The sequence below is a fragment of the Paenibacillus sp. 79R4 genome (assembly GCF_013393165.1).
Lineage (GTDB): Bacteria > Bacillota > Bacilli > Paenibacillales > Paenibacillaceae > Fontibacillus.
Genome location: NZ_QJOT01000008.1, coordinates 128,636 through 144,005, shown reverse-complemented (window position 1 = coordinate 144,005; position 15,370 = coordinate 128,636). Strand labels below are relative to the sequence as shown.

Below are 15,370 nucleotides of genomic sequence, written 5' to 3'. Positions count from 1 at the left end.
ACAACAGGACTTTAATTCCCCGCATAATTCACAATAACGGCTTCACGCGAACGTTCGTCATAGGCGATCCATAGCTCATCCCCAACTTCGACCCCATGCACGGGTTCAATCGATTGTTCGATCCGATATTCCTCATCTCCTCGTTGGACCGTAATGCGTGCTAAAGGACGGTCTCCGGTCGTACCGGCAAATTCAACGGAGGTCACCTTCCCGCCTCCTTGTCTGCCTTGAAGCAGACGCGCTTCTCGATCAAGCTCCTCTTTTCTCGCAGATACCTGGATGATAGAGCCAACCTGTACACTAAGCCCGCGAGGTACGAACTCGCTGTTCACCTTGCGAATCCGCTCCTGTCCATGACTGATCAGCACCTCAAGCACCATTAGCTGCCGATCCTGGATCGTAACCCCGCATGGCTGTATACGTGTAATCTCTCCTTGAAGTGTAAGCCTCTCCGCCATGCTCTGAGCCCGTGCCGATAAGCTTCCATATTCGAGCAGACGGGTCTGCCCTCCGATCTGGACAAGCGTTGCTCTCTCCCCAATCCGGTATTCGAACCCTATCGCCTGTACGACAGGAATGGAATAGGCATGGCCTGCAGCTTCAAAATGAAGCATCAGCGCACTTCCCCGCTGCGCTTTTCCCATAAAATCGATCTTAGTCAGCACTGCTCCTTCAATCGTCTTCGGCTTCACATGTTCCGCTACATCCGACGTATTAACAATCATAGCCTTGTTCTTGCTGCGATTATAACTAATCAGGATCTGGTCTCCAACCTGTATACGGTCCAGATGTGAAATAACCTTCTTAATCGCAATTTCCTTCGTCTGGCCTTCATCCAGGAAACGTACCATGAAGCGAACTTGTGGTTGATTATTAATATATGTCCCTGTCTCCGCCATTTGCGTAATCGTTCCCGTAAGGGTAATCCCCTGCTCCAGCCCTCGTCTCAGCTTTGCTTGAAATATCACCGGTATAATGATCATTAACCCGTACATAACTATCGGAATGATGATCCAGAGGATCCAATTAATAATTAGGCCGTCTCCTTGCTTGACATACTCTATAAAGGTTTGGAAGGATCTATGGTTTTCTTCCTTATGAAGCTGCCATTGCTGAACCTTCTCTTGGGAGAGAAGCCCAAACGTTCCCTCTCGCACATTCATCCATGCGGTAGAAGCCGACGCGTTGGAGTAATATAGCGTGTCATCCCCGGCGTCCTTATAGAAATGCAGCTTCGTTTCGCTCAGATTGTCATAAGTCAGCATGGACACGATCGCCGATACATCTGTAAATTGCTTCGTTTTTTCATTGTATAAGTATCCGAGCATATGCCCTTCTGCCTCATCCTTCGTGTTGGAGCCAGCAATCAAAGTCTCCTCATCGTTCAGCAGATACAGCTTCACCTGGTACACCGGCATCGGAGTTGGCAGTACAGTGCCCTCTTTTTTTGCTGCCGCATTATAATACCGGACTTGTTCGGGATATTCGGAATCCACTTTAAGCAGACTAGTCTGGTCCCGGTTCACCTGCTTTGCAAATTGGTAAGCGGCATGGTCCTCTGCTTCAAACGAGCCCTCTTCATCCTTTCTGATATAGGTAAGCGGAAGCCCCTGATCATTCAGCACCCCGCTTACATATGCCGTCCGGTCATCATGAAGATCCACCTCGAATATTGGCATAACGGCACCGCTCTCGAAGCTCCCGTGAACCGGCCGTATATATGTAGGTCTGGAGGGCAGCAGCTGGTTACTGTTCAATTCAACCTTCTGCAACTTCCCCTGGTTAACCTCAGCAATATAGGGAGCACTACCCCCATCTGTCCCCAGGACTATGACTTTGCCCCGCCAGGAGAACACATTATTGCTTACAAATCCAGTGTACTCCAGCGTTCCTTGCGCCAGTTCCTGCACGCCGCCTTCTGAATCGATCATATTTACTTCTAGCCGGTCTTCCGGATTATTCGTCACCAGAATCAAGCGGCCATTTTGATAGGCGGACAGGATCTGACTATGTATATTAGAATAGAGGGGCATCTCCTTAATAAGCTTCTCTGTCTTCACATCGTAAAGCTCACCTTTCAGTCCGCTGTCTTCATCTCGCGCAATCCCCAGAACTTTATTGCCACGGTCTAAAAAGAACAACTCCCGTTCGGATATTAGCTCCCTATTCAAGTTAGCCTCAAGTTGATCCGTGTAATCCCTCCAGACCATAATACTTAAAATAATGGCCGGAATAAAAAACACCAGATTAAACAACAGCGAAATTCTTCTCTTCATTCAATCCCTCCTATCTCTCTATATAGAAACCTTCCTTTTATAGGCATATTTATTATATCATAGCAGAATAACCTCACCCCTGTTATGGGGCGCAGGTAGTAAAATGCTAACAGGGGGGGATCAATTGGATAAGACATATTCCATCGGGGAAGCCGCAAAAATGACCGGAACCACTATCAAAACCGTCCGTTACTATGACAAGGTCGGACTGCTTAGACCCACAGAATATACGGAGGGCGGACATCGGTTGTACACGTCTTCCGATCTATGGCGGTTGGAGCTAATTACAACCCTGCGCTACCTGGATTTCGGGATCGATGAGATTAAAGAGATGCTTTCTGGCGAAATACCGCTGGACAAAGCACTCGACTGGCAGATTGAATCTATAGAGACACAAATGAGTACACTTTCAAATATGTTATCCATTCTGCGACAGGCGAAGGAGCAGGAAGAGGCTTCCTTGCAATATATTTATGATCTGGTGACCACGCGAGCCGTCAACACAGAGAAACGCCAGCAATTTATCCTTGAAAAAGTAGAAGAGTCCCAATTTTTAGAGGGCATTCCGGCGGAATGGAGAGACTCATTTCTGTATAACTTTAACAAACACATTATCAATCAAACGAAAATATCGGCCAAACAAACGATTGCTTGGCATGAATTGCAGGAGCTCCTGAACGATCCTCAGTTTATAGCCGACCTTAAAAACGATGAATTTCTATTCTTCAACATGGTCCATCGGCCTCATTATGATGCAGCAAGATGGGTCAAAAAACTTGAGGAAATTCACAACCGGTTAAATACGGCTTTGATGCAAAAGCAATCTGCCGAAAGTCCTTACGTTCAAAAGATTGTCGAGGACACGGCCATGCTGTATGCGAGCTCTGGACAATCCGTGAGCCAGGAGGATTTTTTTCGCTACTTTGCCGAATATTCGCAGCATCCGAGAACAGAACGAATCGAACGGTTCAACACGCTATGTTCTACTTTGAGCCCCAAATACCGCTTGTTCGCTAAAGGAAATGAGTTATTGCTGCAAGGCATACAATGGAAACTCAAGCAGCTGTAATCAACAAAGAAAGCTGAGGGCAAATTGCCCTCAGCCTTTCTGCAATGAAAACTCCGGATGGTCGCCGATATTCTGATCCAATAATTTTAGCGGCTGTTGCTTCAAATAATGGTCAAAGAAATCCAGCGTGTAATCGTTAATCAGCTGATGTACGCTTGTTACATCGACACCCTCCATCTTCTCAAATAAGGGTGAAATCAAATACATATCTGAAAACCCCATATGCTTCATGTTTTTGATGGTCATCCAATAGTTGCCGCCTTTGGATACGGACGCTTGCCGAGCAAATGTATCTGCAAAAAACTTGTCCAGTTCCTTCCGTGTTGTGCCTTGAGAAGCGATTTCCTCGTCGCTCATATGCGTAGTGCCAGCCAGAGTACCGTCCGCACTCATCATCAGGAATGGCTTCTTCAATCCATCGTCCGGAATTCGAAGCTTGCCGTAGAGTCCGCCGTCCATATTGATCGCTGCTTTGATTCGTGAATCCGTCATGAGCATTTGCGTGGTTGTTGCCCCGCCGAAGGAATGACCAAACATGCCGATGCGCTCCAAATCCATCCGATCCGTAAAACGATGGTCTGGATCACTCTTGGCGAGTTTCTCAACTTGATCGAGCACAAACTTGGCATCGTCCACCCATTCCTCGTTGATTTCATCGAGATAGTCAATGGTATTGCTCTCTTGGGGAACAAATGGTACAACACGGCCATCAGGGAACACCGATATTGTACTGCGGTACGTATGATCAATGCCCACCACAATATAACCATGGCTAACTAATTGTTCAATCTCGAATGTGTTTTGGTTCTTTGTCCCATTCAACGAATGCGAAAAAATGAGCACTGGATAGTCTGGTTCCTGATCAGATAATTTTGCCGCTTCGATTGCATGCGTTTTGGCATAGCCAATGCTCGTAAACAGTAGTTTTGGCATATGCAAAGCTGCGCCGTATCCCTCTGCAAAAATATCCGGGTGAGAAACATAAGGTGCTTTTTTTCCCTTCGCACCTTCACTTGCTGGATACCAAATTTGTATCATCAGCTCTCGTTTATCACCTGGCTCGGGTGTATGGAGTTCCTCCCGTTTATCATCTTTCCAAGCATAGGATACGGTTCCGATTTTGTATGGACCTGTCGGTTTCTCGAAGGAAAATACCGGAAGCAAGAGTGGCAAAGCCACAGCAATGAAGGAATAAAGTACAGCCAATGCCGTAATTAGAGTCAACCGGATCCGGGATGTTTTCTTTTCTGCTTTCTTTGATTTGGAGAAATATCTTACAGCCAGGACTACGATCGGGATAAGCGTGATCAGATAGACCGGAATCATTTGCCAACGCATGCCTTCGATCATCCCGTGCAGCAGCACGAATAGTGCTGAAATGCCCGCGCCCAGGATTAATCCTCGCTGTGACCGATTCCTGGTAAATATAAACCACCCCAGCAATAAAATATTCAAGATTGCGGACAACATTTCTAAAGTCCTCATAACGAATAAAACCTCCTCTTTTTCTGTTCCCTCTACTTGCTGAATCCAAGCATAAAACCTCCCCTAAGGGGACATTCAACACTCATTTTTCGCACAGCAAAGATCCGTGTATATGGAACGAATTAAGGAGCTTACCGTAAAAGACTAGAGGTCATTGGACCGACGTACATCATCTCATCAAACAAGGAGCTGTATTTTTTGGACAAGAAGTATCCTATCGGCGAGGTCGCCAAACTGACTGGGTCTACCGTCAAAACGATTCGCTATTATGACGAAATCGGACTGCTTAAACCTACCGCGTATACGGAAGGCGGGCACCGGTTGTATTCATCAGATGATATCTGGCGGTTAGAGCTTATTGCCACCTTGCGTTATTTGGATTTTGGCATCGATGAAATTCATCAGTTGATGGCAGGCGAGTTGACTGTCGAGAAAGCGCTGGCATGGCAGATCGAGTCCCTGGAAATCCAGGCGAACACGCTGGTAAATATGATAGCTATCTTGCGTCAGGCAGAGGCGCACGGGGAAGATTCACTGCGATACATCCACGATCTGGTGAACGCTCGAACCGTTAATGCCGAGAATCGCAGACAGTTCATCACGGATAAAGTGGAAGAGGCCCATTTATTCGAGGGCATCCTCAGCGAGTGGCGGGACCCTCTTTTATACTATTTCAACAAGTTCGTCGTCGATCACCCCAAGACATCGGCCAAGCAGGCCGCCGCCTGGAAGGAGCTGCAGGAGCTTCTGAACGATCCTGAATTTATCGCTGATCTCAAGCGGGTCGAGCTGCTCTTCTTACGAATTGTACAACGGCCCCGCTATAACGCCGCCACCTGGGGAAACAAGCTGAAGCATATTCAGGAGCGGTTGGATTCTGCATGGAGGAATAAATGCGCTGCGGACAGCAAGACGGTGCAGTCCATTGTCGAAGATATGGCCCTGCTGTATACGAATTCAGATCAGCTTAACCCTAATGAAGACTTTATCCAACATTATGTCGAATATTTCGAGAGCACCCAGACCAAACCTCTGGAACGATGCAACACATTATGTGCCATCATCAGCCCGCAATACCACCAATTGTATAAAGGAAATCTCCTTTTATATCAAGGCATCCAATGGCGGCTTGGGCAAAATAAACGCTTCATGTGAATCATCGAGGGCCCATCGCCCTCAACGATTCCAATGTCCAATATCACCTAATCTTTTTGCAGCGTGAAATCCGGATATTCACCGATGTTCTGCTCTAACAGCTGAAGTGGCTGGCGCTTCAAATAATGGTTGAAGAAATCCAGGGAGTACGCATTAATAAGGCGGTGGGCCTGCCGTACATCCACGCCCTCCATCCGCTCAAACAGCGGCGAGAGCAGGTACAAATCTGTGAAGCCCATATGCGTCATATGATTGACCTTCATCCAATAGTTGCCGCCTTCGGCTACATGCTCATACCGCGCAAGCAGTCCTTCCATCATCTGTCTGAGTTCGGGTTCCTGTATTTGCTGTACGCTATTAAGCGATCCATCCGCACTCATCATAAGGAACGGCTTCGCCAATCCTCCGGCCGGAATCCGCTGCTTGCCATACAAGACGCCATCCAGATTCATGGCTGCTTTGATCCTCTCATCCTCCATAAGCATCTGCGTGCTTGTCGCTCCGCCAAAGGAATGACCAAACATCCCCACGTTCTGCAGATCCAGTCGTCCTGTAAAACGGTTGTCAGGATCATCGTTCGCCAACCTCTCCACTTGGTCGAGCACAAATTTTGCATCTTCCACCCATCCGGCATTGGCTTGATCCAGATACGAAGGCGAGTTCAAATCCTGCTGCACATAAGGAGCCACTCGCCCATCTGCAAAGACAGATGCCGTGCTGCTGTAGGTATGGTCGATCCCAACCACGATATAACCATGGCTGGCTAACTCCTCGACCTGGAAAGTGTTCTGATTCTTGTGTCCGCTAAATCCATGGGAGAACAAAAGCACTGGATAGGTCGATTCCACCTGAGACAGCTCAGCAGACTCGATCGCATGTGTCTTCACATAGCCAAACGTTGTGAACAAAACCTTTGGCAAATTCAGAATCGTGCTGTATCCTTCGGCGAAAACATCAGCATTCGTAATGTAAGAAGCAGTGTGGCCTTTTGCCTGTGAATCGGCAGGGTACCAGATCTGCACCATCAACTCACGTGGATCACCGGGCTCCGAGGTAAAAGTCTCTTCCCGTTGTTCATCCTTCCAATCATAAGTCACCGTACCAACCTTGTACGGCCCTGTCGGCTGCTCGAAGGTAAAGATCGGCAACAGGATTGGCAGCGCGATGGCAATAGCTGAATACAGAGTGGCCAGAACTATCGTAGATATCCATCGAATAAGGGGTCTTTTCTTATAGCCATCCTTCTCTTTCCGCGGTTTGAATAACCGCCTGCCTGCCAACACCAGAATCGGGAGCAAAGTCAGGGCATAGACCGGAATCATCTGCCAACGCATCCCTTCAATGAACGCATGCGCCAGTACGACAATAGCGGAAGCGCCAAATCCTATGAGCAATCCCCGCTGTGTCTTGTTTCTCGCAAATAGGATCCAACCGAGCAATAAAACATTTAAAATCGTTGATGCCATTTCAATAGATCTCATAAACCTAAAACCTCCTTGTATACTGTTCTTGCTGTTTGCTCCAACCAAGCATACAACCTCCAGTAGCTGGAGCTTCAACCCCTGGAAAGCAAAAAAATCGCCGATGCTCTTAATCCCAGCACCAGCGATTTTACAATTTATGAATAAATCGAATATTCCGGATGACTCCGAACCATATTAGATGTTCCGGTCAAATCAGCTTGCGGCTGTACCATTTCTCGCCTTTGAACCTCCACATAAATATCGAGCCCCGGATGACCCATTCAGTTACCATAGCGATCCATACGCCCATGATGCCGAAGCCTAAAGTAATTCCGAGCAAATACCCTAGTATGACACGAAGCAGCCACATCGAGAGCAGCGAGGAGATCGAGGTAAAATTGGAATCTCCGGCAGCGCGCAGGGCCGATGGTGTTATGAAGCTGAACGACCAGAACAATGGCTGTGCGATCGCAATCAGCACGGTTAATTGGAAGATCGTCGGTATGATCTCCGCAGGTGGCGAGAACAGTCTGACAATGAACGGGAACAACGGCAGCAAAATGATATCCCCTATAATGAAGAACACGGTAGACAGCCCGAGGAATGACTTGACGTACTTCCTGGCGTCAGCGATATTTCTGCGCCCGATACACTGGCCAACTACGGTTACGATGGCGATACTCAAAGCGTTGGCTCCAATTTGGAACAGCAACGAAATGGAGCCGCCAATTGCATTCACAGTGATAGCCAGCGTCCCCAGCTGTACGATAAATGTCTGCGTCAACAGCTTGCCGCCATTGAAGAACATCTGCTCCGCAGCGAACGGAATGCCAATGAACATAATCTTCCTCAGGATGGAGAAGTTGAGCCGCAGGGCATTTTTAATTTTGAAACGCAAGGTCTGGTTATACTTCAGCAAATAGATCAACGAAGTGACCATACCTAATATCCGCGCCGTCAGCATGGATACAATTAGACCCATAACTCCAAAGTCCAGTACTGTGATAAAAAGAATGTTCAAACATAAGAAGGTGACGTTCATGATCAGCGACAGCCCTAGGCAGGCTTTGGTCTCGGCCACGCCGCGAAGCGCTCCGTTAACCGCTTGGAATATAGCAATGAACGGATAGGAGATGCAGCTGCCGATCAGGTATATTTTTGCGTTCTGAAGCACGTCTCCCTCTGCCCGCCCGAACAATAAATTCAAAGTCGGCATATGAAAAATGATGACAAACACACTGATGAATACAGATATAATTGCAACAGCGGATATCGCCTGAGCGGCGGACTTCGAGACCATTTTATCGTTCCCGCTGCCCTTATATTGCGCCACGATAACAGTACCACCGGTAGCTACAGCAACGAATACGTTAATAAGAAAAATATTCAGCGAATCGACCATACTCACGGCACTCACCGCAGCGACCCCGGAGGAACTGATCATCGCCGTATTTAATAAGCTCATTAAAATAATAAAAGCCTGGTCAACCAGGATTGGAATAATAATCGCTATAATTTGTTTATAATCGAGGACTTCCCCCGTAAAATACTTATTGAGCAGAAACACCGATTTCTGCTTGAAGCTAGACATGGCAGTACTCATCGCATCATCACTTCTTTGGCATTATTTCTGTCTTATGGCTTCATTTCTTTTTTGAAAAAAGGTTATGCCGTCCTATTATACCACTCTTGTTGAAAGAATGAAGTGATATACAATAACTAGCAAAAAATGAACACTTTTACGCAAAAAGGAGGCCGAAAAGGCCTCTCTTTAGTGAAATAAGTCATAGTGATTATGCCGATCCGGGGCTGTCGGCTCCGCGTGGATAAAGTACTCGTACGCGCCAAATCGAGCCAATGCTTCATGGTCGGGACGCCATACCCATTCGTCGATCTCCGATTGACAGCGATGCGCCCGAAATGCAGCCAGCTTCGCTTCCAAATGAGCGGATACATCGATTTTTACAATATCGCCTCGGGTATATCCGTAGCGCTCCGGCTGCTCCATCATATTGCCGAACGAAATATAGTATAAGGAATCCTGCTTGCCGGCTCGGCGGCATGCCGCTGTGGTCACTTTGCCAATAGCGCAATGGTCGGGATGACCTCCAAGCGTCTCATGAAAGGTAAGCACGACGTCGGGAGCGGTCTTTTGTATAATCCCTTCAACCCGGGATATCAATGACTCCTCATCGATGAATTCCACTGTTTTGTCGCGAATGTCCAGAAATTGCAGCTGCTGAACGCCCAGACATTCGCAGGCATTGCGCAGTTCCCGCTCGCGGGCTGCGGCAATCGTCTCCCGATTCAGATAAGGCGGATTCCCCATACGGCGTCCCATCTCGCCTCTTGTAGCACTGACGAGTGTGATCTGAACTCCTTCACTGGCGTATTTAGCAAGAGTACCTCCACAGATGAAACTCTCATCATCCGGGTGCGCAAGCACAAGCAGCAGCTTACGTGAGGATATGTTTGGGTTTAGAGGGTTGTTCATTCCGGGAAAGCCTCCTTTCCCAAATGAAGAGCGACATCCATTCGCCCCTTGTTATCAAACCCAGCCAATAGCAGGCGCCCTTGATCATCTACCTCATAATCCGTCAGCGCCTCCATCCGAAGCCAACCGTCACCGTTGAAGCGAAGCGCCACACGATACGGCCCCTCCCCGGCAATATGAGCCTCCGTTAACTGCACCGTAAAATTACGGACAAACACATACGACGTCGCCTCACTATGCACATAAACGTTCGCCCCAACAAATCTGCGAAGCTCCTGCTCAACCGCTGATCTCTCAATTTTCTTCATGCTGAACGACCTTCTTTATATATTTACTAGTAACTTTATATATTATAGCAGGGTTTGAATGGGCGCAGCTACTGGGGGATGTGACAAAAACGGTCAAAACATATTTGAAACTATAGATCCATCAATATATGTGTCAGGTCTGACGAGAAGTGCCCGCTTCTCGTTTTCTCCCTCACAGACTGTCAATCCACACATCCGTGTAGGATGTGACAAGAAAGCGATTGAGGATCTCAGCTTAGGTATCCTTTCAATCCACACATCCGTGTAGGATGTGACGATTTTGAACATATGTCCAAGGAAGGGCTAGGATTCTTTCAACCCACACATCCGTGTAGGATGTGACGATTTTGAACATATGTCCAAGGAAGGGCTAGGATTCTTTCAACCCACACATCCGTGTAGGATGTGACAACTTCAATTGTTCGATCATTTCCTTATGTCCGGACTTTCAATCCACACATCCGTGTAGGATGTGACTGAAGAGATGGATCAAATGATAAAACACCTTAAACTTTCAATCCACACATCCGTGTAGGATGTGACTTGGCGGACAGTCAATCAGTATGTACTCGTAATCCTTTCAATCCACACATCCGTGTAGGATGTGACCATTCCTGGTGAAGCAAAACGGGCAGGAGTATGTACTTTCAATCCACACATCCGTGTAGGATGTGACTCCGATTTTGATACAAATTCGGTGTTTTCTTATTGATTAAAAACTTTACAGCGTTTGAAAATTGATTTTAATTCCAATGGATGGGTACAAAAAAATATTTGGTGCGAATTCCCCAAGGATTTCATGTTCGCTTAGGGTTCGCACCATATTGTTATGCGAAAATCATTGAAATGCCTAGAGCTATATTCAACTTTCTATCATTCTTCTCTATTCTACCATAATGAATAATGCCACTAGCCAACTCAATGTTTGACTCTTAATTAAAGACTGTCTGGTTTTAGTTGGTTTCTATGGAAATTCAGCAGCGAATAGTTCAGTGGGTAGTAATCACCGCAAATTATTTACCTGCGAAGAGCTCGTACCTTCTATAGAGCAAGCTCTTCCATACTAAGAGAAGCTGGTGTGTTGACCACCTGCAGATCCTTTTCAATCCACGCATCCACGAGGGATGCGACAACTACTGTATTACTCATGTTTCGTCATCCCAGCATCCTTTCAATCCACGCATCCACGAGGGATGCGACATTTCAGACGATCGTTAATCTGAACACTTTGAGTCTTTCAATCCACGCATCCACGAGGGATGCGACACCAAGGCTACGATATTCTCCCATATGTCCGTTCCGCTTTCAATCCACGCATCCACGAGGGATGCGACAACAGAAATGAAGTCAAGATTCAGCGAGATTAACTTTCAATCCACGCATCCACGAGGGAGGCGACGGATAATACAAGGCCTTTGCATGATGACAACTTGACTTTCAATCCACGCATCCACGAGGGATGCGACTATTTGACCGATGTAACTAAACATTTGGATATCAGCTTTCAATCCACGCATCCACGAGGGATGCGACACAGCGCGCGATCCACCGCAGACCATGCACCATCTTTCAATCCACGCATCCACGAGGGATGCGACGCGAGCGCCGGACGATATCATGTTGATTTCATACTTTCAATCCACGCATCCACGAGGGATGCGACTATAATCCTCGCAACTATTGTCCAGATTTTGTATACTTTCAATCCACGCATCCACGAGGGATGCGACTTGTGATTTGCCGAGACGAATCGCGCATTCAATGAACTTTCAATCCACGCATCCACGAGGGATGCGACTTGAGCGTTGTATCTAGCGAAGTTTGATCAATTTTTGCCTTTCAATCCACGCATCCACGAGGGATGCGACGTATATCACTATTACTCGCAGTTGCTCTTGACAATAACTTTCAATCCACGCATCCACGAGGGATGCGACTGGGAAAAAGCCACTCCTCCACCTGATGACATCTTCTTTCAATCCACGCATCCACGAGGGATGCGACGAGAGCATGTTCACGAAGTGGACTGGGAAACCGGACTTTCAATCCACGCATCCACGAGGGATGCGACCATAATACCGGACGGCTCAGTAGGTGCCTTTGGGGCTTTCAATCCACGCATCCACGAGGGATGCGACTCCGATTTTCGAGTAAAAAGAGCTCGAAAATCGCATTTTCTATACAAAAACTAACTTCACAGGGGCGATAAAATTACATTTTATTACTTTAATGGATAAATCCAAAGATTTTCATGGTGCGAATCCCCCAGGGAAATCATGTTCACTTGGGGTTCGCACTACAGGATTAAGGGGCCCTCAAGATCGAGGGACTCCTTAATCCCAATATGTTCGACCTTATTCTTATAGTTGTTTCCAAGCTGATAGAAGCGTAGGCTGTCCTGCTCTTCGTCGATGATATCGATCAGCTTCATTTTCAGGACTTCAAACTCGGTGGCATCTACTACACACTCAAAGACGGAGTTCTGCACACGTTGTCCATAATTCTGGCATAACTTGGACACTTGCCGCAGCCTTCTCTGTCCAGTGCTATGCGTCGTACCTACATCATATGTGACCAATACTAGCATCGTCTACACCTACTTCCATAGAAAGGGCGGATATTCATCCAGATCGCCGCGCAGATATCGGGCTAGCAGTAGAGCTTGAGCATGGGGAACCAGCCCCCAGGAAATTTTCTCACCCAGAAAAGGATGCACAATGTTCTCCTGTTTCTTACTCTGCCAGGCAGTTAAGAATTTTTTTCTAGCTTCATCGGTCATCAACACGGCCCCATTCTCTTTACGGACAAAATCCTCCGAACTGATCACTCTTTTATTGATTAAGGACAGTACGAACCGATCAGCATAAATCCCGCGCAATTCTTCCATCATATCGAGTGCCAAAGAGGCTCGTCCAGGACGATCGCGGTGCAGGAAACCAACATACGCGTCCAACCCAACGGCTTCGAGAGCTGAGGTCATATCATGAGCCAACAAGGTATAAGCTAACGATAACATCGCATTTACGGGGTCCAGAGGAGGTCTGCGCGAGCGAGTCCGGAAGGAAAATTCCTCCTTCTGCTGCAAGATCATATGGTCAAACAGCTTATTGTAACTAAGCGCAGCTTGCCCTTCCAAGCCCCGTAACTGCTCTAGATCCTCGCACTCTCTTATCGCCGTCATTATAGAGGACATATGATCTGACGCATTCTTAAATTCTGCAACATCAATCCGCAGTGGATAATCCCGGGTCATTCTCTCAATCATCCATTTATGGTTGTAGATTTTTCCAATGATGAAATTACGGGCGATCACCGCAGATTCCCTTTCGTTGTACGAGAGAAGACTTTGTCTCTTCCTTAGCACAACATTCCCTTTGCTCGCTCCAATAACTCTGGCCAGAAATTCACCATTCATTTTTAAAAAAGCAATAGAAATATTTCGTTCCGCACAATACCCCATTAAGGCAGGACTAGCCCCAGTATAACCAAAGGTAACTATAGATTCTAGATTATGAAGTGGTACTCTGCCTAACTTCTCCTGATCCTTGAGCAGTACGATATTATCGCCATCCAGAGATAAATATACCTCCGGTTGTGTGACAAATAGCGTATTCAGCAGCTTCCTCATTCTCGGATCCTCCCTTCGATATAACTTTTCACGCTGCGCTTAGTCATTAGTTCTGGCAGACAAATTGATCGAAGGGAGCAACTTTTACAATAAGTTCCAGGCTTGACCTTAGGTGTGAACCTCCGCCGGTAATAATCCTGCATTTCACCAACGACGGATCTTACTCTGCTCTTCATCTCTGGAGTTAAAACCACTTCAACACGGCGTTTAATTTCGTTATAAAACATATAACCCTTGTCGATCTCACAGAGAAGCATTTCTTCCAGACACAGCGCCTGTGCGGTTAACTGTAGAATGTCCGCATCATCCCTCTTTGGCTTTCCCCGTTTATATTCCACTGGATAAGCCATATATTTGCCTTCTGCTCCGCTAATCTCAACGCCCCGATCATCCTTGATGAATTCGACTACATCGCAAATTCCCGTCATTCTCAAGTCATCGGATTTCACAGGCATCGCGCGTACGACAAGCTTATCTCCCAAATGGCTGGTCCGCCTTGCGGTGGATATACTGTCCCTGAACAGTTCTTATATTTTCCTCCCATTGCTGCTCAATGTGGATTAATGCCCACTGTCTTCGACAAAATTGAAAATGCTGTATCCCCGACAACATAAGATAATCATCTTCAGGATTAACGGCCATCTATGATCTCAGCCTGGAGTCCGTCCAATTCGGTTAATTCAACAGCATAGTCCTCAAAAGATTTAGGCTCGTCCTTACGTGGTTTAACAGACAATGAGCGATGTACCTTAGCCGAGGAATACTGACCTAGCTTAGAGGAATGCTCCCACCAATAAACCTGATGAACTTCCATACTACCTTCCGGTCTAGCTGAAGAGGAATCATTCTCGAACAGACTGACAAGCGCTTCCTTGATCTTCTCCGCATCCTCGTTCGTGAAGCCGGTCTTCTCAGCTAATTGGGTATTGATACTACCTTTGAAAACATATACACCGAAGTCTACTCTATGCTTCATGCCCATCGTATCCGAACCTTTCTTCTCCCCTGGCTCCGAGTTCACACTTTTTGTAATTTGCATACTCGTAATATCAATCGGGCTTACGCTAGTCGCAGTATGAATAGAGACTGGACCTCTTACGCCTACAGATACCCCTTTTTCCCCACCGCCTTTAAAGGCAAACACTTGTCCAAAACTACGTACATCGACCCATTCTTGACAGGCAACACTGGCGAACTCTTCGCTGGAGACAGATTTGGACTTCATAATTTTGGTTAAAGCTTCATTCGCGTCTGCACGTTCTCTCAGACTTTTAAGAGAATCTGTCGTTCTATCATTTGATTGTACAAAAATAGATGCCCCCATATCCTGAAGACGATTTCTAATTTTGCGTTTCAGCGCTACGTCCGAAACCTCACCGTATCCGTCATAGTTCTGCCGCGGTCTGTTTCCATTCAGCGGATCTCCGTTGGGATTGGCCTTTGTTACCGAGAAAATCACAGCAAAATCAATTTTATAATTCAGAATTGACAT

Annotated in this window: 11 protein-coding genes, 1 pseudogene and 1 CRISPR repeat array; of the genes and pseudogenes, 2 read left to right on the top strand and 10 right to left on the bottom strand. The window is 46.8% G+C overall.

Annotated features, from left to right (window positions below):
• Positions 1-11 precede the first annotated feature (11 nt).
• The gene (locus DMN77_RS13335; RefSeq protein ID WP_179015392.1) at positions 12-2,276 is read right to left on the bottom strand and encodes a hypothetical protein; all 2,265 of its coding nucleotides are present in this window, start codon (positions 2,274-2,276) and stop codon (positions 12-14) included.
• A gap of 124 nt (positions 2,277-2,400) precedes the next feature.
• Here DMN77_RS13335 and DMN77_RS13330 point away from each other — a divergent pair, with 124 nt between their 5' ends.
• A complete protein-coding gene (locus DMN77_RS13330; RefSeq protein WP_229521105.1) occupies positions 2,401-3,345 on the top strand; it encodes a MerR family transcriptional regulator in 945 nt (314 codons plus the stop codon).
• A gap of 30 nt (positions 3,346-3,375) precedes the next feature.
• Here DMN77_RS13330 and DMN77_RS13325 read toward each other — a convergent pair whose 3' ends face one another.
• Positions 3,376-4,830 carry an alpha/beta hydrolase gene (locus tag DMN77_RS13325; protein WP_179015391.1) on the bottom strand — a complete coding sequence of 485 codons (1,455 nt, stop codon included), beginning with the start codon at positions 4,828-4,830 and terminating at the stop codon, positions 3,376-3,378.
• Positions 4,831-5,028: 198 nt separating this feature from the next.
• Here DMN77_RS13325 and DMN77_RS13320 point away from each other — a divergent pair, with 198 nt between their 5' ends.
• Positions 5,029-5,985: a MerR family transcriptional regulator gene (locus tag DMN77_RS13320; RefSeq protein ID WP_256872378.1), complete on the top strand. Its 957-nt coding sequence runs from the start codon at positions 5,029-5,031 to the stop codon at positions 5,983-5,985.
• 47 nt (positions 5,986-6,032) lie between these two features.
• On the opposite strand, the gene DMN77_RS13315 is transcribed toward DMN77_RS13320, so the two are convergent.
• The 8 genes and pseudogenes from DMN77_RS13315 to cas7c form a co-directional block, all read right to left on the bottom strand.
• Entirely contained in the window at positions 6,033-7,466 is a 1,434-nt protein-coding gene (locus DMN77_RS13315) for an alpha/beta hydrolase family protein (RefSeq protein ID WP_179015389.1), read from the bottom strand.
• A gap of 190 nt (positions 7,467-7,656) precedes the next feature.
• Complete coding sequence (locus DMN77_RS13310; RefSeq protein ID WP_179015388.1) at positions 7,657-9,051, bottom strand: MATE family efflux transporter; 1,395 nt, start codon at positions 9,049-9,051, stop codon at positions 7,657-7,659.
• A gap of 168 nt (positions 9,052-9,219) precedes the next feature.
• Positions 9,220-9,942 carry a PIG-L family deacetylase gene (locus tag DMN77_RS13305; protein ID WP_179015386.1) on the bottom strand — a complete coding sequence of 241 codons (723 nt, stop codon included), beginning with the start codon at positions 9,940-9,942 and terminating at the stop codon, positions 9,220-9,222.
• Entirely contained in the window at positions 9,939-10,250 is a 312-nt protein-coding gene (locus tag DMN77_RS13300; protein ID WP_068782615.1) for a DUF1806 family protein, read from the bottom strand. Before DMN77_RS13300 ends, DMN77_RS13305 begins: the two co-directional genes overlap by 4 nt.
• A gap of 1,098 nt (positions 10,251-11,348) precedes the next feature.
• Positions 11,349-12,388: a CRISPR direct-repeat array (repeat unit 32 nt; unit sequence CTTTCAATCCACGCATCCACGAGGGATGCGAC).
• A gap of 158 nt (positions 12,389-12,546) precedes the next feature.
• Entirely contained in the window at positions 12,547-12,837 is a 291-nt protein-coding gene (gene cas2, locus DMN77_RS13295) for a CRISPR-associated endonuclease Cas2 (RefSeq protein ID WP_068782616.1), read from the bottom strand.
• A gap of 9 nt (positions 12,838-12,846) precedes the next feature.
• Positions 12,847-13,878 carry a type I-C CRISPR-associated endonuclease Cas1c gene (gene cas1c / locus DMN77_RS13290; protein ID WP_179015384.1) on the bottom strand — a complete coding sequence of 344 codons (1,032 nt, stop codon included), beginning with the start codon at positions 13,876-13,878 and terminating at the stop codon, positions 12,847-12,849.
• Positions 13,875-14,520 (bottom strand): annotated as a pseudogene (cas4, locus tag DMN77_RS13285) (CRISPR-associated protein Cas4). The gene cas1c and the pseudogene cas4 overlap by 4 nt, the downstream one beginning before the upstream one ends.
• Positions 14,510-15,370, bottom strand: coding sequence for a type I-C CRISPR-associated protein Cas7/Csd2 (gene cas7c, locus DMN77_RS13280; RefSeq protein ID WP_179015383.1), 861 nt, complete (start codon positions 15,368-15,370; stop codon positions 14,510-14,512). The pseudogene cas4 and the gene cas7c overlap by 11 nt, the downstream one beginning before the upstream one ends.